The organism is Bradyrhizobium sp. Kon58 (assembly GCF_055807455.1).
This window is the reverse complement of the sequence record NZ_JBVVOT010000042.1, coordinates 1-26,451: the sequence shown is the minus strand read 5'-3', so window position 1 is coordinate 26,451 and position 26,451 is coordinate 1. Positions and strand designations below refer to the sequence as shown.

The 26,451-nt window shown below is 62.3% G+C and carries 22 protein-coding genes; 8 read left to right on the top strand and 14 right to left on the bottom strand.

Annotated elements, in window-relative coordinates:
* Positions 1-160 precede the first annotated feature (160 nt).
* Entirely contained in the window at positions 161-1,879 is a 1,719-nt protein-coding gene (locus AC0L20_RS36435; RefSeq protein ID WP_473295212.1) for an ATP-dependent Clp protease adaptor ClpS, read from the top strand.
* A 25-nt stretch (positions 1,880-1,904) separates the two neighbouring features.
* Here AC0L20_RS36435 and AC0L20_RS36430 read toward each other — a convergent pair whose 3' ends face one another.
* The 7 genes from AC0L20_RS36430 to AC0L20_RS36400 all read right to left on the bottom strand — a co-directional run bounded on the left by AC0L20_RS36430 (position 1,905) and on the right by AC0L20_RS36400 (position 12,716).
* The gene (locus AC0L20_RS36430; protein ID WP_473295186.1) at positions 1,905-3,566 is read right to left on the bottom strand and encodes a tannase/feruloyl esterase family alpha/beta hydrolase; all 1,662 of its coding nucleotides are present in this window, start codon (positions 3,564-3,566) and stop codon (positions 1,905-1,907) included.
* An 82-nt stretch (positions 3,567-3,648) separates the two neighbouring features.
* The gene (gene serA / locus AC0L20_RS36425; protein ID WP_473295185.1) at positions 3,649-4,893 is read right to left on the bottom strand and encodes a phosphoglycerate dehydrogenase; all 1,245 of its coding nucleotides are present in this window, start codon (positions 4,891-4,893) and stop codon (positions 3,649-3,651) included.
* 312 nt (positions 4,894-5,205) lie between these two features.
* Positions 5,206-6,438, bottom strand: coding sequence for a rhodanese-like domain-containing protein (locus AC0L20_RS36420; RefSeq protein WP_473295184.1), 1,233 nt, complete (start codon positions 6,436-6,438; stop codon positions 5,206-5,208).
* Positions 6,439-6,612: 174 nt separating this feature from the next.
* The gene (locus AC0L20_RS36415) at positions 6,613-7,902 is read right to left on the bottom strand and encodes a DUF1963 domain-containing protein (protein WP_473295183.1); all 1,290 of its coding nucleotides are present in this window, start codon (positions 7,900-7,902) and stop codon (positions 6,613-6,615) included.
* A gap of 138 nt (positions 7,903-8,040) precedes the next feature.
* Positions 8,041-9,234 (bottom strand): PepSY-associated TM helix domain-containing protein, encoded by a 1,194-nt coding sequence (locus AC0L20_RS36410; RefSeq protein ID WP_473295182.1) that lies wholly within the window; start codon positions 9,232-9,234, stop codon positions 8,041-8,043.
* A gap of 63 nt (positions 9,235-9,297) precedes the next feature.
* On the bottom strand, positions 9,298-11,625 hold the full coding sequence (locus AC0L20_RS36405; protein ID WP_473295181.1) for a TonB-dependent siderophore receptor: 2,328 nt from the start codon (positions 11,623-11,625) through the stop codon (positions 9,298-9,300).
* Positions 11,626-11,831: 206 nt separating this feature from the next.
* Positions 11,832-12,716: a dihydrodipicolinate synthase family protein gene (locus AC0L20_RS36400; RefSeq protein ID WP_473295180.1), complete on the bottom strand. Its 885-nt coding sequence runs from the start codon at positions 12,714-12,716 to the stop codon at positions 11,832-11,834.
* Positions 12,717-12,834: 118 nt separating this feature from the next.
* On the opposite strand from AC0L20_RS36400, the gene AC0L20_RS36395 reads away from it, so the two are divergent.
* Both AC0L20_RS36395 and AC0L20_RS36390 read left to right on the top strand, forming a co-directional pair.
* Positions 12,835-14,247, top strand: coding sequence for an FAD-binding oxidoreductase (locus AC0L20_RS36395; RefSeq protein ID WP_473295179.1), 1,413 nt, complete (start codon positions 12,835-12,837; stop codon positions 14,245-14,247).
* An 8-nt stretch (positions 14,248-14,255) separates the two neighbouring features.
* On the top strand, positions 14,256-14,921 hold the full coding sequence (locus AC0L20_RS36390; RefSeq protein ID WP_473295178.1) for a GntR family transcriptional regulator: 666 nt from the start codon (positions 14,256-14,258) through the stop codon (positions 14,919-14,921).
* 6 nt (positions 14,922-14,927) lie between these two features.
* On the opposite strand, the gene AC0L20_RS36385 is transcribed toward AC0L20_RS36390, so the two are convergent.
* Positions 14,928-15,092, bottom strand: a complete 165-nt coding sequence (locus AC0L20_RS36385; protein WP_007597654.1) for a hypothetical protein — start codon at positions 15,090-15,092, stop codon at positions 14,928-14,930.
* Between the two features lie 267 nt (positions 15,093-15,359).
* Between AC0L20_RS36385 and AC0L20_RS36380 the strand changes: the two genes are divergently transcribed.
* Positions 15,360-17,381, top strand: a complete 2,022-nt coding sequence (locus tag AC0L20_RS36380) for a YgiQ family radical SAM protein (RefSeq protein ID WP_473295177.1) — start codon at positions 15,360-15,362, stop codon at positions 17,379-17,381.
* A 230-nt stretch (positions 17,382-17,611) separates the two neighbouring features.
* Here AC0L20_RS36380 and AC0L20_RS36375 read toward each other — a convergent pair whose 3' ends face one another.
* Positions 17,612-18,844: an MFS transporter gene (locus AC0L20_RS36375; RefSeq protein ID WP_473295176.1), complete on the bottom strand. Its 1,233-nt coding sequence runs from the start codon at positions 18,842-18,844 to the stop codon at positions 17,612-17,614.
* Positions 18,845-19,156: 312 nt separating this feature from the next.
* Here AC0L20_RS36375 and AC0L20_RS36370 point away from each other — a divergent pair, with 312 nt between their 5' ends.
* Both AC0L20_RS36370 and AC0L20_RS36365 read left to right on the top strand, forming a co-directional pair.
* Positions 19,157-19,327, top strand: coding sequence for an RNA polymerase sigma factor region1.1 domain-containing protein (locus AC0L20_RS36370; RefSeq protein WP_473295175.1), 171 nt, complete (start codon positions 19,157-19,159; stop codon positions 19,325-19,327).
* 647 nt (positions 19,328-19,974) lie between these two features.
* A complete protein-coding gene (locus AC0L20_RS36365; protein ID WP_473295174.1) occupies positions 19,975-20,367 on the top strand; it encodes a hypothetical protein in 393 nt (130 codons plus the stop codon).
* Positions 20,368-20,805: 438 nt separating this feature from the next.
* On the opposite strand, the gene AC0L20_RS36360 is transcribed toward AC0L20_RS36365, so the two are convergent.
* The 3 genes from AC0L20_RS36360 to hisN all read right to left on the bottom strand — a co-directional run bounded on the left by AC0L20_RS36360 (position 20,806) and on the right by hisN (position 23,121).
* Positions 20,806-21,198, bottom strand: coding sequence for a hypothetical protein (locus tag AC0L20_RS36360; protein WP_473295173.1), 393 nt, complete (start codon positions 21,196-21,198; stop codon positions 20,806-20,808).
* Between the two features lie 615 nt (positions 21,199-21,813).
* Complete coding sequence (locus AC0L20_RS36355; protein ID WP_473295172.1) at positions 21,814-22,263, bottom strand: GNAT family N-acetyltransferase; 450 nt, start codon at positions 22,261-22,263, stop codon at positions 21,814-21,816.
* 69 nt (positions 22,264-22,332) lie between these two features.
* Positions 22,333-23,121, bottom strand: coding sequence for a histidinol-phosphatase (hisN, locus tag AC0L20_RS36350; protein ID WP_473295171.1), 789 nt, complete (start codon positions 23,119-23,121; stop codon positions 22,333-22,335).
* Positions 23,122-23,453: 332 nt separating this feature from the next.
* On the opposite strand from hisN, the gene AC0L20_RS36345 reads away from it, so the two are divergent.
* Positions 23,454-23,933, top strand: coding sequence for a GNAT family N-acetyltransferase (locus AC0L20_RS36345; RefSeq protein ID WP_473295170.1), 480 nt, complete (start codon positions 23,454-23,456; stop codon positions 23,931-23,933).
* 162 nt (positions 23,934-24,095) lie between these two features.
* On the opposite strand, the gene AC0L20_RS36340 is transcribed toward AC0L20_RS36345, so the two are convergent.
* Positions 24,096-24,278 carry a hypothetical protein gene (locus AC0L20_RS36340; RefSeq protein ID WP_140479936.1) on the bottom strand — a complete coding sequence of 61 codons (183 nt, stop codon included), beginning with the start codon at positions 24,276-24,278 and terminating at the stop codon, positions 24,096-24,098.
* 845 nt (positions 24,279-25,123) lie between these two features.
* The gene (locus AC0L20_RS36335; protein ID WP_456767333.1) at positions 25,124-25,642 is read right to left on the bottom strand and encodes a P-loop nucleotide/nucleoside kinase family protein; all 519 of its coding nucleotides are present in this window, start codon (positions 25,640-25,642) and stop codon (positions 25,124-25,126) included.
* Between the two features lie 366 nt (positions 25,643-26,008).
* Between AC0L20_RS36335 and AC0L20_RS36330 the strand changes: the two genes are divergently transcribed.
* Positions 26,009-26,451 (top strand): outer membrane protein (locus tag AC0L20_RS36330; RefSeq protein WP_473295169.1); only part of this gene is annotated, 443 nt, incomplete at its 3' end.

Sequence of the window (26,451 nt, the reverse complement as noted above, 5' to 3'; positions counted from 1 at the left end):
TAGATAATTGAAGCGGATCAGATTGTCAAAGGACGGCGGCGAGGCCGATGACCCTGCCCGTCGATCGCAATTTATCGCGTCCGTCCCGCTTGACGGCCGTTCCTTTTTATGTTCCCTATTCGTTCTATTCAATCATAGATTGTCCCGGAGACCTTTCGTGATGAACAGTATGCGTGGCGAGAACCAGCCGACCCAGCTCGTAATTCATAATGACGATGATACGCCGGACCAATTCGTGATGGATCTGCTTCGGCAGGTTTTCGGCAAATCAGACCGTGAAGCGACCGCGCTCATCACCCAGATCGAGCAGAAGGAAAAAGCGGTTTGCGGACCTTACCCGCAATCGGTTGCCGAAGCCCTTTTCAAATCTGCGCAACAATCCATCGGCCTGGCCGGCCACCAACTGCAGGTCACGCTAGAGGCGGTCAAGACTCCTTGCGAACTCTGTGGCAAGCCTGAGGGACAGACCGACGTTCGTATCGGCGACCGAACGGTCTGGCTGTGCAGCGACTGCATGCGTGCGGCGGATGAACCCTCGAACCAACAAGAGGAAGATTTCGACTTTGCTTACGACGTTCTCGATTGGCACCTTGCCAGCACCGCGCGCAGCAAACTCGTGACCACGATCCGCCAATTTCCCGGCCACATGCGGGTCGATCTTCAAGCCGCGGTCGACCGGCTCTTCGGCAAGGCCATCCGGCTGGTGGGACTGAACGAGGAGCAGCGCTACGAAACGCTGTCGATTCCACGACTGCTCAAGGAGGGCCGCTATGCGATCGCGATTGCCCCGCTACAATATTCCGACGTCGATGTCGGCGAGAAGAGCCCGGTCAAGTGTCTGGATAACGGACTATGGCTGTGTGAGCAGGATCATCTCCGCTACGCGGTTTTGCTCTGCGCACACCGCGAATACAGTCGCGAGCCCGGAATTCGGATCGAGATCCTGGTGCCTTCAGGTTCGGCGGGCGCGGCTCTGGTCCAGCAATGCTTCAGCGAATTGGAAGAAGCCGTACAGGCTGCGCGGACCTATCGCGGCAAGATCCTGTCGCTCGATGCCGACTCCGACTATCGCGGTCGCTCGCGCGGCATCACGGTGCATCGCTTGCCGCAGGTCGCGCGCGACGAGGTGATTCTGCCGGAGCAGACCCTGCGGCTGCTCGATCGCAACGTTCTGACCTTCGTCAACACCCGAGACCAATTGCGCCGGCTGGGTCAATCGACACGCAAAGGCATCTTGCTGTACGGGCCGCCGGGCACCGGCAAGACCCACACGATCCGCTATCTCGCAACGCATTTGCCCGGGCATACGACGCTGATCATCACGGCCGAGCAGATCGGTCTGCTCGGCGCCTATATGAGCCTGGCACGGCTGCTTCAGCCGTCGATGGTGGTGATCGAGGATGTCGATCTCATCGCCCGCGACCGCGATGACATGGGGCCGTGTGAGGAATCCATGCTGAACAAGCTGCTCAACGAGATGGACGGGCTGAAGGAAGATGCCGACATCCTGTTCGTCCTGACCACCAACCGGCCGGAGGACCTCGAAGGAGCTCTCGCGGGGCGCCCCGGCCGCATCGATCAAGCCATCGAAGTGCCGCTGCCCGACGAGACCGGCCGCGGCAAGCTGGTCCGGCTCTACGGCAAGGGATTGCCACTCGAGGGGGCGGTGATCGCGGAGGCTGCCCGACGCAGCGAGGGCACCAGTTGCGCCTTCATCAAGGAGCTGATGCGGCGGCTGGCGCAAGGAAGCATCGCACGTGACGGCGGCAACACCGTGATCTCCGCCGATATCGACGAAGCCCTTGACGACATGCTGTTCTCCGGCGGCCGGCTCAACGCGCAGCTGCTCGGCGGCGCGCAGGCCATGGCCACCGGGTGACGCTTCCTCCGACGTGGTGCGCCTGTTACGGCGCGCAGGTGAAGCTCGACGCCTCTGTCAGCGGGCCGCTCTTGTAGTGCGGCCACGCCGGCCAGCGGCACAGCGGCAGCGCGCGAAGCGTCGCAAACGACGGCGCTTCGACCTTCTGCTCGGTAACTTCCAGATCGCCGGGCGCCTTGCCCTTTTCGACCCAGTCGACCAGCACGCTCAGCATGTCGACATTGGCCGGCGCGCCGGAGCCGACATGGTCGACCCCGGGCGCGGTGTAGAGCCGCGCGAATTCAGCCGTCTCGGCCTTGCCGAGCTTGCGTTCGACGCTCTCGAAATAGCGGATGCCGGCATAGGGGCTCTGCGCGTAGTCCGCCATGTGCTCGAGCATGATCAGCCGGCCGCCGCGAGCGCGGAAGCGGCTGAGATCGGGGTCGGTGGAATCCATCAGGCTGGAGACCTCGAGCAGCCGCGCCTTGTGCTGTTCGGGCTTATACGTCGTCACGTCGAGCTTGGGATCGCGCGCGAAGACATATTGGATGCCGCCGGCACCGTAGATCCAGGCGATGCCGTTATTGGGCGCGGGCGGCTGCGCCGGGGGCGCCGTGCCGAGCCACCACGCGACCCAGCCGCCGGTCGGGCCAACCGCCGGCGTGTCCTCGCCCGACACGCCCCAGCCCGGATAATCGTCGAGGCCGTTGGCGAGCGCGAACGGGAATTTGTAGGTCGCATGCAGGGTCTCGATCGCCTTAATTTGTGCGTCGGTGAGGCACTGATCGCCGGTCTTGCCGCTGGCGCAACGCAGCGTCTCCGCCTTGAACGCTGCCTTGCAGGAAACGGGATCCTGCACCAGCGCGTCATCGGAGCCGTCGGCCTTGTCGCAAGCCGCCCGCACGGCATCGCCCACGAGCTTCACCTGCGCCGGATTGATCCAGCCATCGCCCATGGTCACGAGCCCCGAGCGCGTGCCGGCATGCTGCAGGCCGACCCAATTGATGACGGGCACGCGGGCAAAGATACCGTCGAAATCATCAGGATAGCGCTGTGCCATAGTGAGGCCTTCGCGGCCGCCTTCGGACGAACCCATGAAGTACATCTTCTCAGGTCTCTTGCCGTAGGCGCGCTGCATCAGCGCGACGGCGGCATCGCGCACCTTCTTGTAGGCGCGATGGGCGAAATTCTCGAAGGCTTCGTCGTTGAGCGCGAACAGCTGCGGCGGCTCGCCCGGCTTGGACTCATGACCGGAATCGGTGCCGTAGGTGACGAAGCCGCGCGCGAGCGGCGACGGCTTGTCGAAGGGATAGGCCGGCGGTAGCGTCAGGCCCGTGATCAGCACGCCGTTGAATCCGCCCCCGCCATATTGCAGCGAACGGCCGTTCCATTCGACGGGAAGATTGACCTGAAATCTGATCGGCGGCGCCTTGGGATCGGTGGGATCGATATGGCCGAGCACCCTGCAGAAGCCGGGATTGGCGGGCGTGACGCGCCCCGACGGAGTCGGGCCGCGCTCGGCGACGGCAAGCTGCGACGGCACCAGCAACGTTGCCGAATCGATCTTCACGGCGTCAGTGCTGCCGACCAAGCCCTTGCAGACGGCGTCCGCATCCTCAGGCAATGTCACTGCTAAAGCGGAATTCGCGCTCAGTGCAGTCACTGCGCCCACGAGCAATACACACAGCTTCGCACGCACTTGCGCCATCGTTTCCCCCTGCACTTTCTGTTCTCGTTCGTTCCGCCAGGAGGCTGTATTCAAGGCGCCTTCCGACCGGCCGTCAATGACGCTAGTGCTCAAACACCAGCCGCGCGCCGACGGTGCCGTCGAGGCTGCGGATCTGCTGCAGCAGCGCGCCTGAATCCTGGCCGCCGAGGTCCGCGTCGAGCACGACGTAACCGAGGTCACCGGAGGTCTCCAGATATTGCGCGGCGATATTGATGTCGCGCTGGAGGAACACTTCGTTGAGCCGGCGCAGCATGCCGGGCACGTTGCGATGGACGTGGCTGAAGCGCGCGCCAGAGGGACGCAGATGCAGCTGCACCTCCGGAAAATTCACCGCCCCCGTGGTCGAGCCGGTGATGAAAAAATCGACCAGCTTGCGCGCCACCTCGCCGCCGATGCGCTCCTGCGCCTCCTCGGTCGAGCCGCCGATATGCGGCGTGAGGATGACGTTGCCGAGGCCCTGCACCGGGCTCTTGAAGCGGTCCGAATTCGAGGACGGCTCGACCGGAAACACGTCGATCGCGGCGCCCGCGAGATGGCCGTCGCGCAGAGCTCCCGCCAGCGCATCGAGATCGACGACGGTGCCGCGGCTGTTGTTGATCAGGAGGGAGCCGGGTTTCATCGCCCGCAACTCCTTCTCGCCGATCATCCCAGCGGTCTCCGGCGTCTCGGGCACGTGCAGGCTGACGACGTCGCTCTGCGCCAGCAGCTCTTCCAGCTTCTCGACCGGCTCGGTGTTGCCGTGGCGGAGCTTGTCGGTGCGATCGAAATAGATCACGCGCATGCCGATCGCCTCGGCTAGGGTCGAGAGCTGCGAGCCGATATTGCCGTAGCCGATGATGCCGAGGGTGCGGCCGCGCACTTCGCGGCTGCCGGTCGCCGACTTGTCCCAGCCGCCCTCATGGGCCGACACCGAGCGCGGGAAGATGCGCCGCAGCAGCATCACGATCTCGCCGATCACGAGCTCCGCGACGCTGCGCGTGTTGGAGAACGGCGCGTTGAACACCGGAATGCCGCGTTTGCGCGCCGCCAGCAGATCGACCTGGTTGGTACCGACGCTGAAGCAGCCGACGGCGAGAAGCTGGTCGGCCGCCTCCAGCACCTGATCGGTGATCTGGGTGCGCGAGCGGATGCCGAGCAATGACACGCCCTTGAGCGCCCGCCGCAAATCCTCGCCGTCCAATGCCTTGGTCAGGCGCTCGACATTGGTGAAACCCGCCGTTCTGAACAGGTCCACGGCGCTGTCGTTGACGCCTTCGAGCAGCAGCGCCTTCGCGCTCCGCTCAGGGCTTTGGCCGGGGGCTGGCATGAAATCTCCGTGGGTCACAGCTTTGCCGCAGCTCATAGACCGCGGGGGATGCGCAGCACAATAGGGTTCGGATGCGGGGAGAAGATGGCGGGGCGGAAGCCGGGGAACAGAGCTGCCAACTCCGATGTCGTCCTGGCGAAAGCCAGGACCCATTACCCCAGGGAGTAGTTGTGGTGCGAGCTGGTGGTTGCCAGTCTTCGCTAAACTCCCCCCAGGGGTAATGGGTCCTGGATCAGCGCTCGCTACGCTCGCTTGTCCAGGACGACGGAGGGATCTTGCCGCATGTCGCAGAGGCAATGCCCAGTGACGGCATCAAATCACATAGAACCCGTGCGTGCCGTCGCGACGGAGCTGCTCGACCAGACCATACTCCCAGTCGAGATAGGCCTGCATCGCGCGCTCGTCGACGCCGGTGCCTTCATAGGGGCGGCGGTACCGGTGGGCCGGGTCGGGCTTGGGCAGGACGTGCGGCGGACCGATTTCGAGCGCGCCGTCATAGCCACCTTCCTGCACATAGACCTCCCAGCCCATCTGCGCGAGCCAGGACGCCGTCATGTCGGCGCGGACGCCCTTGTCGTCGGTCAGCACCATGCGCGCGCCGCGCACCGGCGCCGCCATGTCCGTCTCCTGCACGAGCTGGCCGCCGGGATAGTGGCGAAAGCCGGTGAGATGGCCGGCGGCATATTCCTCGGCGTCACGCACGTCGAAGCGATAGAGCGTGCGATCGATCTGCGCGACAAGCGCAGACATCTCGCTCGCGTCGATGTGGCGCACACCGGCGCGATAGGCGACGTCGCGCGCATTAGCCGGGCCGCCGTTAAACGATCCGATCGCGCCACGCCTGTTAGCACCATGGTCGAGCGTATGCCGCGCCAGCGTCCAGCCGATGGTGCCGTTGCGCAGCGCCCGGACCTTGTTCGGCACGCCGGCATTGATCAGCGATTGGGTGCCGATGATCGAGCGGGTGCGGCCGGCGCAATTCACGATGATGGTGGTGTCGGCATCGGGTGCCGCCTGCCCTGCGCGCAGCACCAGCTCCGCGCCGGGCACGCTGACTGAGCCCGGGATGTTCATGGTGGCATATTCGTCGAAGCGGCGAACGTCGAGGATGGCGATGTTAGCCTTGTCCGCGATGAGTTTTGCCACCTCGTCGGCACTGAACGACGGCGTGTGCCGGCGCGACTCGACCAGCTCGCCAAAGGCTTTGGAGTAGGAGTTGACGTCCTCGAAGATTTGATAGCCGGCGTCGCGCCAGGCCTTCAGCCCGCCATCGAGCGCGCGGAGGTTGGTATAGCCGAGCGCGGCCAGCCGCTCGGCGCCGGCAGTGGCGAGGCCCTCGCCATCGTCATAGAGCACGATCGGCACATTCTTGCGCGGCAGCCTGACCTCGGCTTCGATCGCGATCCGGTCCGCGGCCATGTTCGCCGCGAAGAGCGGATGTCCCGTCGCAAAACCAGCCTCGTGCCTGAGATCGAGCAGCGCGATCTCCTCGCGGAGCAGCAGCGCACGGCGGATGTCGGTGGGGGTGACGGTCGGGAGCTTCATGGCTTGAACTCTGAGAAGTGGCCATGAGCTTTTGAACCATTGTTGCGGCATTGGCTAGCCATCCGCGAACAATCCAGTTCGGCAGCCCTTGTCAGACACATCATGGTCGAGGAGGAAGATCCTGCGCGCGAACGCCTCTCGACCCGGTCGCGAGTTCATCACGTCGGCGTCACCTCAATCACATTCGTATGTAGCGACCACCTTCGCGAAGTCGAGCCGATCGAGAGCATCGCGGTCGATCCAGAAATGAAGCGTGCATCCGATGTTGGCGTGCCAGTCAAGAAACGCGAGATCACCTTGCATCTGGAGCAATAATATATCCTCCAAGTGCTGCTCCGTCGCATCTTGCGGGCCGCTGCCATATCCCAGCATCTGATGCAGGGCGGTGTTGAAGTGGCGATATTGACCGTCTCTTAGGGTCGGGGTCTTCCAATGATTTCGACGCGCGAAATTCTTCAAATAGCTGAGAGGAACTTCGTCGGACACTTCGACGTTCTGCTCCGCCATGCATCGGATCGTATGATTGATGGCATTGCCGAGGTCCGACGCGATTGTGGACGAATACGTATAGACGTATTGTCGGATACTCTCGTAGGTGCGCACGACGTCGATCCACCAAGCCCGAAAGATCGCTCTTGTGTCCGCATCCACGTTATCCATCGGCGTCAGTGCCCGACAGCGCTCGAGCCATCCGATTGCGCCAGCCCGAAGGCGCTTCAATTCCGCGACTCCCTCGTCGGAGAGCGGCTTGTAGGAGTATCCGGGTGTCAGGTCGCGAACGACGTGCGACAGCACAGACCGAACCACGTGATTGATCAGGAGCCAATTGAAAGGCCAATGATCGTCCTTCTCGTATTCGGACGCCATTCTGAATTGCAGAAAATCAGGTCCTTGCGGCTCACCGCGACCCAATGCCTTGCATAATTCTGCGATCATGAGTTCGCCTCCGACGGCGTCCTCGTGGAAATAGAAGTCCCGGAATACCTGGAAAGAAAGTGGATACTTGAATTCGATCTTGGAATGAAAATCGAGCGCCGGATCGAGCCATTTGACCTGGGCGTCACCACCGGTTCCCGCCAGCGGCATTAGATCGGACGGTGGCGCGCGGTCGGGATATGCGTCACCCGCAGCAGTACCGTAGAGAATGCGGCAAGGCGGACGTCCTTCGCCCACGAACACGGAGCTGCAGAAGAAATAGAGAGTGCCTCGTTTCGGCAGCGGCGACCAACCGGAGCCCGGGACTTCGGCCAGGTCGATCTGAGCGACGAAGGTGAGCGCGACGGTCTCCAAGGTTTTGTTCGCCCTGACTTCCGCCGTCGGCCACTCCAATTCTGGGGGCAGCCTGGGAAGTCCGCCGAAGAAACTTCGCGCCCTATGCGTGAGCGGCACGGGCAGGTCACTGCGTCTCACCAGTACGGCAGGCAGCGCCGTCTCTTCGATCTCGTCGCGTTCAGACAACGCCATCAGATAACCACCACTCTAGGATGCACCTCGCCAATCGAACCATTTTGCGAAAGCTCCGACAAGTGCTTCTTACCCGCGGCGCCCAATGTGATTCGTTGTCGCTGCTATTCGGCGCTCGCCGAACGGCAGTCGACGCGATCACTCGCCGGGCACGAGCCGTCCGAGCTGCGGCTGCGCCGGGCGCCGCAGCCTGCGGCGCGACAGGTAGAGCGAAATGCCCGTGACCGCGAACAGCGGCATCAGCGCAGCCGCGACCATGAACGCGAGCTTGCCGGGCCAACCCAGAATCGCGCCGCGGTGGATGTCGAGCACGGTCGCGATGATCTTCTCGCCGAACGTCTTGTCGGCGTAACGGTCCGCAGAAACGAATTGGCCTGTGGCGGCATCGACGCGGAATTCGTCACGGGTGGTGTCGAGGGTCGAGTCTTTCCCCCATGAGCGGATCCGGATCGCCGTCCCCGAACCGGCCGGCAGCGTCAGCAACGCCCTGGAGAAACGGCCGCCCTCTTCGTGCAGGAAGGCGGTCCACGCGCGATCAAAGCCGATCGGCTGTGCCGTCTCGCTGACGCCGGCTGCACGGGACGTCTTTGTGGGCATCTTGGGCTGCATCTTAACGGCGGCGACTTGCGGCCGCGACAGCAACCAGACGACTCCGTCCTTGTACCAGTCGAACGAGTACCAGAGCCCGGTGAGCGTCATCACCAGATAGATCGGCAAAACCCAGGTGCCGATCACCCCATGCAGCGAGCGATGCAGCCCGCGTCCACTCAGCCCGAGATTTGGTTTCAGCCACATCTTCACGCTGCCTGCACGCCGCGGCCAGCGCAGCACGAGGCCCGAGATGAGCATCACGATCAAGCCGACCGCGGCCACGCCGGTGATCTGGCGCCCCCAGCCCTTGGCATCGCCGGGGATGAGCAGCCAGCGGTGCAGCCGGCGCACGGTCGCGAAAAACTCCTCGCCGCTCGGCGAGCCCAGCACGCGCGCGTCATAGGGGTCGACATAGAGCGAGGACGCTCGCGCGCCCTGCTCGTCGCGAGCGAAGCGGAGGCGCACCGCCGCAGACGGGTCGCTCGACAGCGTGACGGCGGAAACGTGACCAACATCCTGGGTCGCCTTCAGGCGCGCGATCAGTCCGTCCGGCGTCAGCGCGGGAGCCGGACGCGGCGTGATCCGAATGATGCCGGCATTCATTTGATCGACGATCTCGTCCTCGAAACTCATGATCGCACCGGTCAGCGCGATCACAGCGAGCAGCAGCGCGAGCACGAGGCCCGCGATGGAATGGACCTGAAGCAGGATCGCCTTGATCGCGCGCCAGGACTCACGCATCGGCGCCAACCTTTTCGGTCCGCACGACCTGCAAATCGGCTTCCGCGCGCCGTACCGCCATCGCTAGAACTTCACCGTTGCCGACAGGGACACCCGGCGCGCGTCGCCGATGGCGACGTTCAGAGCGTTTCCGGTGGTGGACGTATAATAGACCTTGTCGAAGAGGTTCTTGACGTTGAGCTGATAGGTCACCGGCAAATTGTCGACCTTGGTGTCGTAGGTCGCAAAGACGTCTGCGACGGTGTAGGCCGGCAGGAAGAAGTTGTTGGCGGAGTCGCCCGGTCGGTCACCGACATAGTGCGCGCCGCCACCGAGCCGCAGACGTCCGGGCAGCGCATCGCCGAAATCGTAGACGAGATAGAGCGAAGCCGTGTTCATGGCGGCGTTCAGGAGCTTGGCGTTACCGACAGCGGGATCATTGATCAGCCGGGCATCGGTATACCCATAACTTCCGATCAGGCTCCATTGATCAGTCAGTTTGCCGGTCACGTCCAATTCGACGCCGCGCGACTTGGCCGCGCCGGAGGCGCGCGCCGCCGACTTGCCTCCACCGATGTCATCCAGCACCAGGACATTCTTCTTCTGGATGTCGTAGACGGCCAGGGTGCCCGACAGCCGCTTGTTGACATCGAACTTCAGACCGGTCTCCCATTGCGTTCCTTCTTCGGGCGCGATGGTGGAGTCGACGACAAAGCCGGAGGTGAACGCTGCGATGACCGATGTCGGCTTCAACGACTGCGTATAGCTCACGTAGTAGGAGAGCTGCTCGTTCAGCTTGACGACGACGCCGCCGAGCGGCAGCACCTTGTCGCCTGACAAATTGGTGTTCGTGACGAAGACGGGCCGGCCTTTTCCGGCGAGCTGCTCGTATTCCATCCAGCGCACGCCCCCGACCACGGACAGCCAGTTGGTCAGATGGAAGGTGTCCTGAGCGAAGAAGCCGCGGGTGCCGAGCTTGTCGGTCTGTTCGCTGTCCGTTGGCGAAACAGCCGTGCCCGGCGAGATCAGTCCGTAGACCGGATTGTAGAAATTGAAGTTGGCGGTCGCCTGGCGGATCAGGTCGCGACGATCGATGGTGCGATACAGCGCTTCGCCGCCGAACAGGATCTCGTTGCGGAAGCCGCCCACCCAGACATCACCCTGGAGATAGGAGGTGCCGTAACTGGCGTTGCTTAGCGAGTTCTGGGTGCCATCGTTGCTGCGTTTCTCGACGCCGGTTTTAGCGTCGACGCTGGTGATGCGGAGCTGGTTGGCGCTATAGGTCTCGGTGTTGTAGCTGTAGGCCGCGGTGACCTTCCAATTGTCGTCGAGCTTCTGCTCGACCGAGGCCTGCACCAGGTCAGAGGTGCCCCACATGTTGTTGAAGGGCTCGTCGAGCCGGCGCGTCTTCGGGATCGCCAGCGGAGCGCCGTTGACGAACGCGGTGCCGCGGTCGAACGGAGTGATGAATTCGCGGTGCTCGTAGGTGAGCTGGACCGTCGTGGTGTCGCCGTACCAGGCCAGCGACGGGTTCACCAGCATTTCCCTGTGACGGCCAAAATTGCGCCAATAGTCCTCGCTGACACCATAACCGACGAAGCGATAGGCAAGTCCCTGGTCGCCGATCGGGCCGGTGATGTCGAGCGTGCCGTCGGCGCCGTTGCGATTGTTCGCGAAGGTCGAGCCGAGCAGCGTGACCGAACCGTGCTGGTAGAGCTCCGGACGCTTGCTGATGGTGTTGACGATGCCGCCGGGATCCATGATGCCGTAGAGCAACGAGGCCGGCCCCTTCAGCACCTCAACGCTTTCGATCGCGGCGTTCAGGCTGCGCCCCTGCACCAGCGGCATGCCGTTACGCATGATCGAGCCGTCGCGGTTGTCGCCGAAGCCACGACGGATCACGGCATCCTGGGTGCCGGCGAGCGTGTTGGTCTGGGTGATCCCGCTGATGTTGACCAGCGCGTCGTCGATATTGCGCGGCAGTTGGTCCTTCAGAACCTGCGCAGGCACGACATTGACGGATTGCGAGGTGTCGAGCGGAGAGGCCCCGCTGCGCAGCGTCGTCGCGCTCGGCATCGCGCGGTAGCCGAGCTTTGCGGCTTGTTGCGCGGCGGCATCAGCCGCGGCGCGTTCCGATGGCGTCGGAGCCGCGGGGGTGGTGGCATTGCGGCTGCGCTGACGCGCGGCCGCTTGCGTCCGGCGTTGAGATGTTTCCGATGCGCGCGCCGTTTTCGGCCGCGGCGCCGGCGCCTCCACCGTCACCGGCGGCAGCGCCGATTGCGCCTGCGCGCTCGTCGTGCTGGAGGGACATTCAGCGAGCAGCACGGCCGCTCCGATGAGAAGAGCCGCGCGGCTGTCGCCGGCAGGCGTTCGACGACCGCTGACGCGCTGGCCGTCCAGGTAGACACGCACTTTCGATTCACTTCCAAGTCAGACGCAGAAGCTGGCGCGTCTAACAGCAGCTGTTCGTGAAGAGAACCGCAAGCGGACTTGAATCGCTCTAGTGTTGAATGGTTCTAGATTCCGATCGCGCTATTCGGCAATCCTCGATTGATTGCGCAGCGAGCGCGACACGCAGCGCGCGAGTTCGCGGCAACCTGTCGCGATTCTCCGCGATCTCACGCGATGGCGGGAGCCGTCAGCTCGTCGAGCTTCCGCTTAAGCGCGGTGCCGTCGGACAAGGCCCGGAGCGGCGGCCGCACGCGCAGCCAGCTCGCATCGCCCGTCTGTGCCGCGAGGATGGCTTTCAGCGTCGTGAGGAAGGATGGTGATTTCACCACGATGTCCACGGCAGCCTGCATGCGTGCTTCGACATCCTTGCCGTCGATCATCGCCTTGACCAGCTCCGGCGCGATGTTGGCCATGCCGCAGATGGTGCCGGCACCGCCGGCGGCGATCGCGCGGCTGATGTCAACCTCGTTGCCGACGGTGATGGCGAGCTCGGGGGCCGCGGCGCGGAACGCCTGGAACTGCTTGAAGTCGCCGCTGGAGTCTTTCAGGCCTGCAACGACCTTGCCGTAGCGCTTGCGCAAATTCGCGGCGACGGCGGTCGGGATCGCAACACCCGAGATCTGCGGGATATGATAGAGGTAGGCGCGCAGGCGATCGTCGGCGACGCCGTCAAGGATCGCCGCAAAGGCATCCTCGATACCCTCAGGGGTGACGCTGCGGTCGAAGTAAGGCGGCAGATAGAGCACGTGACGCAGGCCGAGACCGAGCACGGCGCGCGTCAGCGCGATGCTGTCGCTGATTGCGGGGAAGCCGCCGCCGATTCCAATGCGGTCCGGCGCGACGCCGGCCTTGAGCACGGCTTCGATGGTCGCGACCCGTTCGGCGACATTAAACGAGGTGCCCTCGCCGGTGGTGCCGAACAGCACGACACCGTCGACGCCCTTATCGAAGAGTTGCTTGGCGTGGGCGGCGAGCTTTGCGGAGTCCACGCTGCTGTCCGTCGCCAGCGGCGTCGCCGACGCCACCCAGAACCCGCGAATTGCCTCGGTCATCACACTAGCCTTGTTTTTGCTTTACTTTCCGCCTTGTACCTTACATACAACAAACGCGCAAACCCTTTCCGCCGTCATGGCGGACATAACACGCAGCCAGATTCAGAGGAGGTCTCGCATGAACATGGTGACCCCCATCGAGCGGCCCGACCAACTGCTCGGCGCCCTGCGCGACAGGCTCGGCGCGGCTGCCGTGCTTGTCGGCACCGACGTGCCCGCGCGCAATTGCAACGACTGGAGCGCGAGCCTGCCGCAAACGCCGCTGGCGGTGATCCGCCCGGTCGACGCGCAAGGCGTGGCAGATGCGATCACGACTTGCCGGCAGGCACATCTGCCGTTCGTGCCGCAGGGCGGATTGACCGGGCTGTGCCGCGGCGCATCGCCTGAAGCAGGCTGGGTCGCGATCTCGCTGGAGCGCATGAGCGGCATTGAGGAGATCGATCATGCCTCGATGACGATGACGGTGAAAGCAGGCACGCCGCTTCAGACGATCCAGCAGGCCGCCGACGAAGCCGGCCTCTTCTTTCCGCTCGATCTCGGCTCGCGCGGCTCCTGCGCGATCGGCGGCAACCTCTCGACCAATGCCGGCGGCAACCGCGTGATCCGCTACGGCATGACGCGCGAGCTGGTGCTCGGGCTCGAAGTCGTGCTGCCCGACGGCACCATCATCACCAGCCTCAACAAGCTGATGAAGAACAATGCCGGCTATGATCTGAAGCATCTGTTCATCGGCTCGGAAGGCACGCTCGGCATCATCACCCGCGTGGTGCTGCGGCTGTTTCCAAAGCCGCGCTCGACCATGGCCGCGCTCTGCGCGCTCGAGGACTATGCCGCGGTGATTGCGCTGCTCGGCGCCGCGCGAAGCGGGCTCGGCCCGCTGCTGTCGGCATTCGAGGTGATGTGGCCGGATTACTGGGACGTCATCACGACTCGCGCCGGCGTCAAGCCGCCGGTCGCCGCGGGCCACGGCCTCTACGTGCTGGTGGAAGCGCAAGGCACCGACGAGAGCCTCGACGCGCCGCGCTTCCAAAGCTGGCTCGAAGAGCTGATGGAGCGCGGGCTGCTCGCCGACGCTGCCGTGGCGCAATCGCTGGCGCAGACGCAAAGCTTCTGGCGCGTGCGCGACATCTGCGCCGAGTTCGGTCAGGTGCTGGGGCCGCACATCTCCTACGACATCGGCCTCGCCGTGGCGCGGATGGACGAGTTCGTCACGCGCTGCAAGGCGGCGCTGGCTAACGGCATCGATGGCTGCGAGAGCGTCTATTACGGCCATATCGGCGACGGCAATCTGCATCTCGTCTCCTGGGTGACCGGCCTTGCCGTCGAGCGGCAGCCGAAGGAAGAGATGGACGCGATCATCTACGGCCTCGTGCGCGAGATGGGCGGCAGCGTCTCGGCCGAGCACGGCATCGGCACGCTGAAGAAGAAGTGGCTGGGTCATGCCCGCAGCGAGGCCGAGATCGCGCTGATGCGGACGCTGAAGGCCGCGCTCGATCCCGATCATCTGCTCAACCCCGGCAAGGTGATCTGAGAGAGCCGATGCGATCGCTGAAGCTCGATGCACCGAAATCGCTGTCGCAGCGGGTGATGCAGCGGCTGCGCCAGGCCATCATCGACGGCGAATTCGCGCTGGGTGCAGCCATCTCGGAGGAGATGGTGGCAAATTCCTTCGGCGTCAGCCGCACCCCGGTGCGCGAGGCGATGGGCCAGTTGCAGGCGCAGGGCCTCGTGGTGATCCGCCCGCAGGTCGGCAGTTTTGTCTTTACGCCAAGTGCCGAAGACATCACCGCGCTCTGCACATTCCGAATCGCGCTGGAGCCTAAGGCCGCCGAGCTCGCCTTCCACCATGATCGCGCCGGTGCGACCGCGACGATGAGCGAGGCGATCGCGGCAATGGAGCCGGCGATTGCGGCCAGAGACAATATCGCCTACGGGCGCGCCGATGCTGCTTTCCACGAGGCGCTGTTCGCCCATTGCGGCAACCGCTATCTCGCCGAATCCTATCAGCTCGCATCCAGCCGCGTCGCAGCACTGCGCACCAATTTGACTTCGCCGATCGACGTGCGCACGCGCACGTCCTTCGACGAGCATCGCAAGCTGCTCGATCTGTTCGCCCGCGGCGAGTTCGCCGCCTTCGCGACGCTGATGACCACGCACGTCACCAATTCGGGCGTGGTCTACGCAAAAGCGCTGCAGGTGGATTGAGCGCTGCTACCGCGCGCCTTTCGTGCCGGGCCTGTCCAGAAAATCCAGCGCGGTGTTGATCTGTTCGAGCTGGTGTTCGATTTTGTCGCGGTCCTCGACCGTGGGCGCCTTCTCGAGCTGCTCAACCAGCTTCTGCTTTCGAAGCAGCAAGTTCTCTATGACTGTACTCACGGCTCCCCCATCCGCCCAAGGCGAACATCGAGGCAATATTAGACCCCGGAAGCGAGCGCGCGCCAGCCGGGCCCGGCGCAAACCCTGCATCAGAATGTTCGCGAGGGCAGTTGGTTCCTGCGCGTGACCCGAGAAGGTGCACACAGCTGATGGCGGCGCCCGCGAACGGTTAACGCGGTCGCTCGCCCGGGCTGCCGGCCGCGGAACCGGATCTTTCACGTGCCCGTCGGTTGTATTCGCCGCCCCGGGGTCCTATGCGTATGCGCCATGGACATCCAGATCATCGCCGCCGAAAAGCCCCTGATGGCGCAGGCACGCCCGCACAAGCCGGCGCCATTCCTCCCGATGAGCCGCGCCGAGATGGATGCGCTCGGCTGGGACGCCTGCGACATCGTCCTGGTGACGGGCGATGCCTATGTCGACCATCCCAGCTTCGGCATGGCCATCATCGGCCGCCTGCTGGAGGCGCAGGGTTTTCGCGTCGGCATCATCTCGCAGCCGGACTGGCATTCGGCCGAGCCGTTCAAGGCGTTGGGCAAGCCCAAGGTGTTCTTCGGCGTCACCGGCGGCAACATGGATTCGATGGTGAACCGCTACACCGCGGACCGCCGCATACGCAGCGACGATGCCTATACCGCGGGCGGTGAAGGCGGCAAGCGGCCGGACCGCTGCACCGTCGTCTACGCCCAGCGTTGCCGCGAAGCGTTCAAGGGCGTCCCGGTCGTGCTCGGCGGCATCGAGGCCTCGCTGCGCCGGATCGCGCATTACGATTACTGGTCCGACAAGGTGCGCCGCTCGGTGCTGGCCGACGCCAAGGCGGACCTCTTGCTTTACGGCAATGCCGAGCGCGCCGTCGTCGAAGTGGCGAACCGTCTTGCCGCCGGCGAGGCGCCGCGCGAGCTCGACGACATCAGGGGCGTCGCGCTGTTCCGCCGCGTGCCTGAGGACTATGTCGAGCTGCACGCCGACGATCTCGACTCCGCCGACGAAGGCGCTTCGCGCACCAAAGGCTTGACCGTGATCCGGCTGCCCGCTTTGGAGCAGGTCGAGCAGGACAAGGAAGCCTATGCCCGCGCGTCACGCGTGCTGCACCGGGAGAGCAATCCCGGCAATGCGCGGCCGCTGGTGCAGCGGCACGGCGATCGCGATCTCTGGCTCAACCCGCCGCCGATCCCGCTGACCAGTGAGGAGATGGACGCGGTCTACGATCTTCCCTACGCGCGCGCCCCGCATCCGTCCTACGGCGATGCGAAGATCCCGGCGTGGGACATGATCAAATTCTCGGTGACCATCATGCGCGGCTGCTTTGGCGGCTGCACCTTCTGCTCGATCACCGAGCACGAGGGCCGCATCATCCAGAACCGCTCCGAGGGCTCGATCCTGCGCGAGATCGAGAAGATCCGGGACAAGACGCCCGGCTTCACCGGCGTGATCTCGGACATCGGCGGTCCCACCGCCAACATGTACCGAATGGCGTGCAAGGACCCGAAGGTCGAGGCGGCGTGCCGGCGGCCGTCCTGCGTCTTCCCGGAGATCTGCCCGAACCTCAACACCTCGCATGACGATCTGATCCGGCTCTATCGCAAGGTGCGCGAGACCAAGGGCATCAAGAAGGTGATGGTCGCCTCCGGCGTGCGCTACGACCTCGCGGTCGAGAGCCCCGAATACATCAAGGAGCTCGTCACCCATCACGTCGGCGGCTATCTGAAGATCGCGCCGGAGCATACCGAGCGCGGGCCGCTCGACAAGATGATGAAGCCCGGCATCGGCGCCTACAACCAGTTCAAGCGGATGTTCGATGCCGCGGCCGAACAGGCCGGCAAGAAATATTATCTGATCCCGTATTTCATCGCGGCGCATCCGGGCACGACCGACGAGGACATGATGAACCTCGCGCTGTGGCTGAAGAAGAACCGCTACCGCGCGGATCAAGTGCAGACCTTCCTGCCCTCGCCGATGGCGACCGCGACCGCGATGTACCACACCGGCGTCAACCCGCTGCGCGGCGTGCGGCGCGGCGGCAGCGACAAGGTCGAGGCGATCAAGGGCCTGCGGCAGCGCCGGCTGCACAAGGCGTTCCTGCGCTACCACGACCCCGACAATTGGCCGGTGCTGCGCGAGGCCCTGAAAGAGATGGGTCGCGCCGATCTGATCGGCTCGCGCCCCGACCAGCTGGTCCCCGCGCACCAGCCACCCGGCACCGGCAAGGCCGCCGGCACGCGGCGGCCGGTTCGTCCCGGCGAAAAGACGCAGCGGTTCACGACCAAGAATCTGCGGGTGATGAAGTAGCGGGCCGGACGATGTCCAGCTTCGATTGACGTTTTCCGGACCTCCAAAACAAAAAAGTCGAAAAACAACCCCATGCACAGTAGCCGGCATGAGCGGGATCAATGGCTTAGGCGCGCTGCTGAGACGTTGATCCGTCCGGACAAAAAGTCGTTGCTCCGTCGGGCAAAACAGGAGCAGGATGCCATCATCGAACGCATTGGCCATTGCGCGGTGGATCAAGGCGCATCAGCTCAGCGGCGCGACTGGCGCCCCGCCCAAAATGCGCAGATCGCCAATCCCTGCACCAGCGCCGCGGCAACATAAAAGCCGGGCGTGGCGCCCGTGCCGGCCGGAAGCCATTCGCGGATCAAACCAAAGACCGCCGGCGCAAACGAATAGGCGCCTTGCGACATCGCGACGATCAGCGCGACCACACGCGGCGCGTCATCCGGAGCGAATTCGACCTGCGCAATCAGCGGCGGAAGGAACGTCCCGTTGCCGAACCCGAGGCCGAACAAGACAACACCGAGGATCAACAGCGGAATGTTCATTCCGGCTGCGGCGATGAAGGTGATCGTGCCGGCGACTTGAACGGCGTAGCTGGCGCAGGCAACCAGCCGCCGGTCGATGCTTTCTGGCATGAGCCAGCCCAGCAGCGTCCGGCCGGCGATCGCCATGACGTCGATCAGTCCCACCACCGGCCCGGTCCATTGCGCACCGAGCGCAGGCAGCAGCAGCGAGAAGAGATGCGCGGTCAGGCCGATCTGTGCGAACAGCCCGAGACCCATGCCGGCCGCGAGCGTCAGGAATTTGCGGTCCCGCCAGAGTAGCGATCCGGTGAGCGGCCGTGCGGTCTGCGCCGAGACAGTCTCCGCGGCCGGGGCGCCGTCCGGCATCGATCCAGCCTGCTCCGGCGTGCGCGACAGCACGGTGCTCGCAAGTAGCCACACCACCACGACCAAGATCAGGCCGATGGCTGCTGCTGCAACGGCAAACCCAAGCATGGCAATGGCCGCTGCCCAGAGCGGGGAAAAGATGATTCCGCCGACATTTGCGCCGTTATAGGCGACCGCGAGTGCCGCGGGACGACGGCGGACGAACCAGGGCGACACGATGGCGTTGACCGCGGCCACGCCCATCGTCACCCAGCCTGCACCACTCAACAGCGTCGCACCGAACAATTGCCACGGCGTCGCCGCGATCGCCCATCCAAAGACGCCGACGGCCAGCGACAGCGCGCCGGCCTTTGTCACAGCCGGAATGCCGAAGCGCCGATAGAGTGTCGGCAGATTGGCTGTCACGATCGAGCCCGCCATGAAGTGCACGGTGACGGCCGTCGAGACCAGGGCCAGCGGCCATCCCCGAGTTTCGCGAACGGCGCTCAGGAAGATCGGCGGCCCATAGAAGCCGAACCCCAGGCCGAAAACGGCGAGACCAAAGGCCGCGGCGACAACGCGCCATCCATAGAACGTTTCGTTTCGCATCGTCGTCAGCCGCGTGAGCTCTGCGACGGGATTCTGCACAGACCTGCCGGCGCGCAGTTCGCTTCCGGTCGAAGCGTGAGATCGGAAGGCTCGCGCCGAAAGTACGCTTTCGCCCGCATGAAGAATAGAATTCAAATTATAGCGACTACCGGCAAGGTCTCTCCTGGGTCACAAGCGCCATTCGGAAGGGCCGCCGGTTGCTTCCGGTCTACCTTCAAGAGCCGACCACCGGGGTACGCCGCCTAGACTTCGCATTCGGGCCAGGAGCGGACTCTCTCCCCGTATAGTAGGGGCTGCTGAAACGGAGAGAACATGAGCGTGCTGGAAATTATTCGACGAGCCATCGAAATCGGTGAACGAAACGGTAAGATTACCTTCGGCGAAATGAATGAACTGTGTAACAGCAGAGCACTTGAGCCCAAAGATATCGAACGCGTTCTCAACGCTCTGAGCGAAGCGGGGATTTGGATTGAAGAAGACTGAAACCTGGCTCGGGTGCGGCCACCGGCACCACGTCAACGGAAGCGACGGGCCAACAGGCGACTGTCGCCGGTAATCAGCACGATTTGAATTAAGCGTTTAAGTGACATGAAAGAGCGCCTCGCCTAAAGGTTGTTATCGTAGCGCCGCAGATTGCATGCGAAAAGCGCGACGGAGGTTGAGACACTGTCATGAGATGGCCTTTGCCGTATCCAAGGCGCGGTGATGTGATGGGTATTCTATTCATCGTCGCTCTGCTGTGCCTTATCGCTGTCAGCTTCTATTGGTTTCCAACTTCTAAGCCGAACAACGGCTTCGGTCCGGATTGGGATTGCACCCCTGTCCCTAATGGCCAACCGATTTGCATCAAAAAGCTAGGTCAGTGAACGCCGTCGCTGACGGAATTAGAGATGGAGATGTCCGAAGTGGGTCACAGGCTGCCCTTGGCACGCTGCTTCACCTTGTTCGGCTCATCACCCGGAAGCAGACGTTGCGGCTCTCCGAGCGAAGGTCAGCGACGGCCAACACGCGACTTTGTGTGGAGTCGGTTTACCCCAGGTTAGGGCTTAGTACTGCACAACTTAGCCGTGCCGAACCGGAGCGATAAACGTCGTCCGGCAGGGATTGGGTTTTTTCACGAGAAGGCTGATATGAAGCTCTTGTCTATCGTGTTCCTTGCTGGCCTGAGCGGGACGGCACTAGCTCAACAAGAGGCTGTTGAGGTCGGCAAAGCGATGACTGAGTTGCTCAAGCCTTACAGGGAATGCCTCAAGGCCGAAGTCGCTAAGGCAACGTCCAAGGAGCACGCTCAGCTTATCGTTCAGGAAGCGTGCGCAGATTTGCGCCTCAGCGTCAGACCCAAGCTCATAGAAACCGTCCACCAGATACTGAATCCTATCCCCCCATCTTACAACGCCGACCAAGCCGCCGATGGTGCATTGAAGATGACGCAAGTAGGAGCCTATTATGACTACACCGGCGAAGTTCGCGCCTTTCACCAAAGGCTAAAAGACCAAGCTAACGAACGCAAAACGCGTCCTTGACGAGTCAGTTGCAACACCAAGGTCAGCTTCTGGTCACTTGCAATCGTAGCCCGCGGCTTGGGGGCAGCTTCTAGAATCGAGGGTGCGAAAAAGGTCGGCGACATGCCCTTTATCCTGTTGGACATAGATGCGTTGGGCGCATTTTGGCTATTATTATACGCTGCGGCCGCCAGCCTTAAGGCCAGAACGCACGATCTGTGGTTCTGGGTCATAGTGGTGTTCATTGCCTATTTGGCGTTCGAATACGCCCGGGCTCACTTTCGGCAACGCGGTCGGGAAAGTGACCGAGATTGAGTTTTCAAAGCTCGAATGCGTGAGATCAACTAGCGTTCTTCGAAGACAAAACGCGCAAGGCTAGATGTATGACACCGGCCGACGTCAACTATGGGTCATTTGCTGACGTCGCCGGAGCGGCGGTCAATGGTCTGCTTAGGGCCATCAGCGGACTAAGTGGTCCTTCGGTATCAGCACGAGACCGAGCAACGGATCGTCCTGAATATAGCCGAGAATAATGCCGTGGCCTCCGGCCGCGCGTGGGCAGCCTTCGTGCAAAAGTATCTTCACAGTGCCTGTTTCGATTGATCCCTTGATGACGCGGTCAACGCGTGCGCTCAAGAGCTCCCCTTGCAAACCTCGCGCGTCGCTGACCTGCCTGCGATCATGGATGGTTGCTTCGATGATCTCGGATGCATCGATGTCGGCCGGGACCTGCTCAAACATGATGCTTCGTGCTACCACGATGGCGCAGGCGGTCGCGCCGATACACGTCATGCAATAGATCGCCAACGAGAGCGACCATGTACGTATGTCGGCAGGCAGGTCGTTGAACATCGCACGACAATGCCAACTCTCCGCGAGGTCCGCAACGGGTCAAAGGCTGCCCTCGGTAGCCAGCACGACTTGGTCAGCTGACCTCTAGGAAGCGGACATCGCGGCGCGCTGGGCGAAGGTCAGCCACGGCCAACGGCAGTCGCCGTCAGCCTTTTGGTTAATCGTCTCTGAAGCCATCCCAGCATTGGTCGTGAAGTCGTGAACCGCTGTTAGAATGGCTCGTGGTAAGTTGAAGTCATGCCCAGCCCTGAACCACCGCTGCGGGACGTACTGAAGTCGCTCACCGACGATCGAATTGCTTCAGTACCGCTCATCGTCAATGGCCTGACGGTCCGACCGCGCAAGCAAGTGAACCCGTGGCTCTGCGCACTTTGTCTGCTACCAGATTTCGTGGCGCTCCCCGTTCTTGCCGGTCTCGGCGTGCAGCGGCTGCTGCGATACCTAGACACCCTGCGGAAGAAAACTAGCTAGGCGTGAACTTCCGCAACGGGTCAGAAGCGGCCTTCCGGCTCCCGGCTGCCTATTTCCGCTTGAGCACCGGGAGCGGACATCACCGGCACCGGTCGAGAGGTCCGAGATGGGCCACAAGCGGAAGCTGGCACATGCCCTTGCATACTATGGGCGGCGCACCTCGAAGTAGGTTTTTGCTCCACGCTGAAAGCCCGCGCCCTCGTAGAAGCGCAGCGTCGTCTCTCGCTTCGAACCCGTCGCCAAATGGACCTTGTAGCAATCGGCCCGCGCGGCAATATCGAGTGCACCGGCAAGAACCCGTCGGCCAAGCCCCAACTTACGGTAATCCGCGTGAGTGACCACATTCTCGATCACCCCATATGATCTACCGCCGCGAGAAAGGTTAGGCACGATCGCGAGAGTGCATGAAGATACAAGTCGTTCGGCTGTTTGCGCCACGATCACGGTCACGAAGTTGGACGCAAGTAAGGTCATCCAAACGCGCTCAGCTTTGGCCGCTTCCAGTTGAGGCTCATGCGTATGAAGGTGTTGGTAGAGGCTCAACACCTCGCGCAGATCCTCTTGCGTGGCACACCGGACAATGGCTTCATTCATTCGATAAATCCCAGGACCATAGGGCTATCCAAGCGACGTGGAATCTTCGTCAGCCTTTAAGCCCGCGCGCTAACCTCCGTTGTTGAGGAGGTGAAGGGCCTGTGCATGAAGACTGGCAGTTGCCGAAGCTAAGATTGGGCCACCTTCCTCGGCGCGCCCGCCATCAATCCGCGTCACCACTCCGCCCGCCTTTTCAATGATCGGGATCAATGCGACAATATCGTAGGGCTGGAGCGAAGGTTCAAAGGCGAGGTCAATACGGCCAGCAGCTAGCATTGCCGTGGCATAGCATTCGCCGCCGTAGCGGGTCATCCGGACCGAAGCCGCAAGGCTATCGAAGCCCTGCTTGAGCTCACCATGATAATAGCGCTCCGGCGAATTCGTATGCAGGATGGCCCGCGACAGTGGCCCGACGTCTCGCGTGGACAGTCGTTGACGCGTGCCTGCATGTTCGCACCAGGCCCCATCCGCGGTGGCCCAGAAGCGCTCCCTGGTGAAGGGCTGGCTCATCATTCCCTGTTCCGCTCGGCCATCGACGGTGAGACCGATCAGCGTGCCCCAGACAGGAATGCCCAAGATAAAGGGACGAGTCCCATCCACCGGGTCCAACACCCAGCGACAAGAACCGCTTCCGGTCAGACCGAATTCTTCGCCCAGAATGGCATGGTCGGGATATTCGGCTTCGATCGCTGCTCGAATTGCAATCTCAGCTTCCCGGTCAGCCTCGGTCACCGGGTCGAAGTAACCTTCCCCAGTTTTGGAATCGACGGCAAGGTCGGTTCGAAAGCGTGGCAAGGTTTCGCGATCGGCGATATCTGCCAATCGATGAAGGAAATCTGGGCTTGGCAGTTGAGGCATCAAATATCTCCCTTCGTGCACGCCCACGTTGTATCCGGATGGGCTTCGAATTGCACCCGATAAAAATGCATGAACAGTCCGGTGGTGATTTTGAAGGTGTTCGCCGAGAACCCCGCCAGAACCAGAGACCAGAAGGGACATCACCAAGGCTGGCTGCGATGTCTCAAACGGGTCAAAAGCAGCGGTGGACGTCAAGTTGGATCGACGTCCGGTTTGCCCCTGACAGCCGACACGACACGCGCTCAATTGACCTTCGCCTTCGGGCCACAAGCGGATGTCTTAGGCGAGCTACGGCTCTGGAGATTCGCAATCGGTATAGCTAGTCTGCGAACATGGATATCCCAACCTTATCGGCCGACCTCCGCTTCCAACGCCTAGCGAATACGGCGGACGACCTTGCTTTTTCGTTCGGGGTCAAGAAGGCGGCGATGGGCCCTCACATAGCCCAAAAGTGGACGTGGGATGAAGAGTATCAGCTCAACGTTCACCTCGGCCACTTCCGAGAGAAGCCCTTCTTCGCGATTGAGCATAGCGAAGCGAGGATCGGCACGTTGTCGTTGGTGAAGCAGGACAGCTTCGTCCGGTTTGGCGAGTTCTACATCCTTCCGCAGCATCAACAGCAAGGACTCGGCACGCGCATTCTCAGGCACTGCCTAGAGCTTGTCGATGCATCGCCTCTGCCCGTCAAGCTGGAATATCTCAAGTGGAATCCGGTCGGCTCTCTGTACAAGCGACATGGTTTCGCAATTGTCGGTGAGACAGACATACACTGGCTCATGGAGCGTGCCGCTCGCAACGAAGCTGGGCGCTAGCTTTGTGCGCTTTGGGTCAAAGGCGGCGGTCTGCACCGCAGGCGACGACGTCTGCTCTACTTTCGATGCCAGACCTGCCAATGCACCGCGTCAACGGAAGCGATGGGCCAAAAGCAGAAGTTTGCATGCGCTCGCTTCGCCCGGTGCGGGTCTTGTCAGGTCTTAGATGAGGCCGAAAGTGATCGCGATCAAGAAGAACACGACCAGCCCAATGGCGACCATCTTGAAGATGTAAGCGGCCTCAACGTCGTGCCCAATCCATTCGAAGTCCGGCCCCCATAGGACAGTCGCGACGAACCCGAGAACGAAGGTCGTGATCAGCAGGATCACGTAGAGGGTGTCCATATGGATCGACCTTTATCGTCACTGCCACGACCACTCACCCATGACGCCGATAAACCAGCCGGCATTGAAGGCGACAACCAGCATGAGGAGCCAGGTCAATAAAGAGGGCTCGACGTCCTGAATACCTTGAGAACGCCAAATTGCGAGTAGTACCAGCGCACAAATTCCCGAGCAAAGAGCAGGCCAGATCGCTGCGAACCGTCCTTGACGGGTCCGTGGCAGACGCCTGGCCCGGCGAGACGCCACCAAGGCAGTCAAGGCCAACACTATCAGACATGAGGTGAGCAAATACATTCGACAAGTTTCCTGGCGCAATCGCCGCCACCTCTAAGGTTGCCGCGATCCACTAGCGTCAAATAATTTCCTCAACCTTACAGTGATACAAAAAACTGTCGTTCGTCCGCCAAGGTCGTTTACACAGGCCATCTTTATTCATTTCACGGCGCTACAAGGCGCTGCCAGCTGAGATGGCCCATGACAGGTCAGAAAGTCAGAATCTCTCGCGGGGCCAATGCGAGGATGCGAAATGCCAAGTCGGTTGCGGCATGGAGTCTGCTCGCGGCGGGATGGCTGCTTTTTCTTGCTGAGGTCTTGTCCGCCGTTTTTTCGCAGCGAGTGTTTTACGGAGATAAGTTCCCCCCCTACATTGGGTGAGTTATCAGGCTGAACCGGGTGTATTCAGTGTCGTGCTAACCGGCTCACTTGCGGGAACTTGCTTCATTGGCTGGGTCCTTCTGAGACTCATTCCCAAACGGAGCTGACGGTGAGGTGTCCAGGTCAGCTAAGGGTCACAAGCGGTCCTGCACCGGCTGCTCGCGCCAGGTCAGCTATGGGCCAAGAGGGGACTAACCAGTCTGGGCGCGAACATACGTCTCCGCCTGTTCGAGCAGGTGATCGAGCGAGCTAACGGCCGTATCGAGCACCAGGTGTTCTCGATCCCACGGTTCATAGTCTCGGTTCACTACCTCAGCCCACGTTGGCAGCTTGAGGCCGCTGATGTCTGAGGTGCGCGTTTCCACTCGTTGTCGATGCAAGATCGGGTCGCTGCAAACCACTTCGATCTCAACGACGCATGCCACCTTCTGAGCGGCGATCTGTCGCCATCCGACACGGCTTGCCAGGACTGGATTAACGCAGTCTATAACAACGATGCGACCAAGCTCGAGATTTTCAGCCGCAAGTGCGGTGGCTACCACATAGCCCATTGCGCCGACAGTATGACCTGCGGTTCGTAGCGTCTGCTCAACGGCATCGATACGAAGGTACGTGGCCGCGAGACGTCTGGTCAGCTCCCGAGAAACTGTTGTCTTGCCCGTGCCGGGAAGGCCGCCAAAGACTATCAGCACAGGTGGACGGCTTGTCATGCGACATCATCGGCCGGCATTCGGAAGTCCGCAATGGGTCATCAGCGGTCCCCACCGGCTGCGTGCGGCAAGTCAGCTAGCGGATAAGATGCGACATCCCGGGGCGATGAGCTTCCAGTATGAACTGGCACAACAAGTTCTGGATCATGCCGGGGCTTTGGAATGCACAATGATAAGTCCTTCGCGATGGCGGAACCGCGGAACTCGTAGCTCAGACGCCCGGTTCCGGGGCAACATGGTTCCTCAATTAACAAATGACCAGAGCGCTCCTCAAGCAGATCGGCCACGTGTGTCTGGCGCGCTACAGCAAATTCAGTGAGTTGGGTTAGCGTTTGGCACACGTTATTTAAACCTGAGAGACTCGAAATGAAAAAGTTCCTTCTCGCTACTGTCGCTTTCGCCGCCCTGGCGGGTACAGCATCTGCGGCTGATATGGCCGCGCGTCCTTACACCAAAGCCCCACCGATCGAGGCCTCGCCGATTTACAACTGGACCGGCTTTTACATCGGCGGTCACGTCGGCGGCGCATTCGGTGGCAGCAACAACATTCTGGCCCCCGGCTTCACCGGCACCAGCAGCAACGACGGTGTGTTCATGGGCGGCGTGCAGGTCGGTTACGACCATCAGTTCTCGCCGAACTGGGTGCTGGGCATTGAAGCGAACTACAGCTTCCTCGACACCAATGACAATGCCTTCGTCAACCGTGGGCTCGGTTCGGTCACCGGTCGCCTCGGCTACACCTGGGGTCCGGCGCTGCTGTACGTCAAAGGCGGTTATGCCTGGGCTGACTCCCGCCTTACGAACGGTTT

Coding starts and splice junctions, on each gene's coding strand:
- AC0L20_RS36400 (WP_473295180.1), bottom strand. CDS start 12,716: ATGACCGAGGCAATTCGCGGGTTCTGGGTGGCGTCGGCGACGCCGCTG.
- AC0L20_RS36395 (WP_473295179.1), top strand. CDS start 12,835: ATGAACATGGTGACCCCCATCGAGCGGCCCGACCAACTGCTCGGCGCC.
- AC0L20_RS36370 (WP_473295175.1), top strand. CDS start 19,157: ATGAGCGTGCTGGAAATTATTCGACGAGCCATCGAAATCGGTGAACGA.
- AC0L20_RS36355 (WP_473295172.1), bottom strand. CDS start 22,263: ATGAATGAAGCCATTGTCCGGTGTGCCACGCAAGAGGATCTGCGCGAG.
- AC0L20_RS36390 (WP_473295178.1), top strand. CDS start 14,256: ATGCGATCGCTGAAGCTCGATGCACCGAAATCGCTGTCGCAGCGGGTG.
- AC0L20_RS36335 (WP_456767333.1), bottom strand. CDS start 25,642: ATGACAAGCCGTCCACCTGTGCTGATAGTCTTTGGCGGCCTTCCCGGC.
- AC0L20_RS36345 (WP_473295170.1), top strand. CDS start 23,454: ATGGATATCCCAACCTTATCGGCCGACCTCCGCTTCCAACGCCTAGCG.
- AC0L20_RS36375 (WP_473295176.1), bottom strand. CDS start 18,844: ATGCGAAACGAAACGTTCTATGGATGGCGCGTTGTCGCCGCGGCCTTT.
- AC0L20_RS36365 (WP_473295174.1), top strand. CDS start 19,975: ATGAAGCTCTTGTCTATCGTGTTCCTTGCTGGCCTGAGCGGGACGGCA.
- AC0L20_RS36420 (WP_473295184.1), bottom strand. CDS start 6,438: ATGAAGCTCCCGACCGTCACCCCCACCGACATCCGCCGTGCGCTGCTG.
- AC0L20_RS36380 (WP_473295177.1), top strand. CDS start 15,360: ATGGACATCCAGATCATCGCCGCCGAAAAGCCCCTGATGGCGCAGGCA.
- serA (WP_473295185.1), bottom strand. CDS start 4,893: ATGCCAGCCCCCGGCCAAAGCCCTGAGCGGAGCGCGAAGGCGCTGCTG.
- AC0L20_RS36410 (WP_473295182.1), bottom strand. CDS start 9,234: ATGCGTGAGTCCTGGCGCGCGATCAAGGCGATCCTGCTTCAGGTCCAT.
- hisN (WP_473295171.1), bottom strand. CDS start 23,121: ATGCCTCAACTGCCAAGCCCAGATTTCCTTCATCGATTGGCAGATATC.
- AC0L20_RS36430 (WP_473295186.1), bottom strand. CDS start 3,566: ATGGCGCAAGTGCGTGCGAAGCTGTGTGTATTGCTCGTGGGCGCAGTG.
- AC0L20_RS36360 (WP_473295173.1), bottom strand. CDS start 21,198: ATGTTCAACGACCTGCCTGCCGACATACGTACATGGTCGCTCTCGTTG.
- AC0L20_RS36340 (WP_140479936.1), bottom strand. CDS start 24,278: ATGGACACCCTCTACGTGATCCTGCTGATCACGACCTTCGTTCTCGGG.
- AC0L20_RS36435 (WP_473295212.1), top strand. CDS start 161: ATGAACAGTATGCGTGGCGAGAACCAGCCGACCCAGCTCGTAATTCAT.
- AC0L20_RS36415 (WP_473295183.1), bottom strand. CDS start 7,902: ATGGCGTTGTCTGAACGCGACGAGATCGAAGAGACGGCGCTGCCTGCC.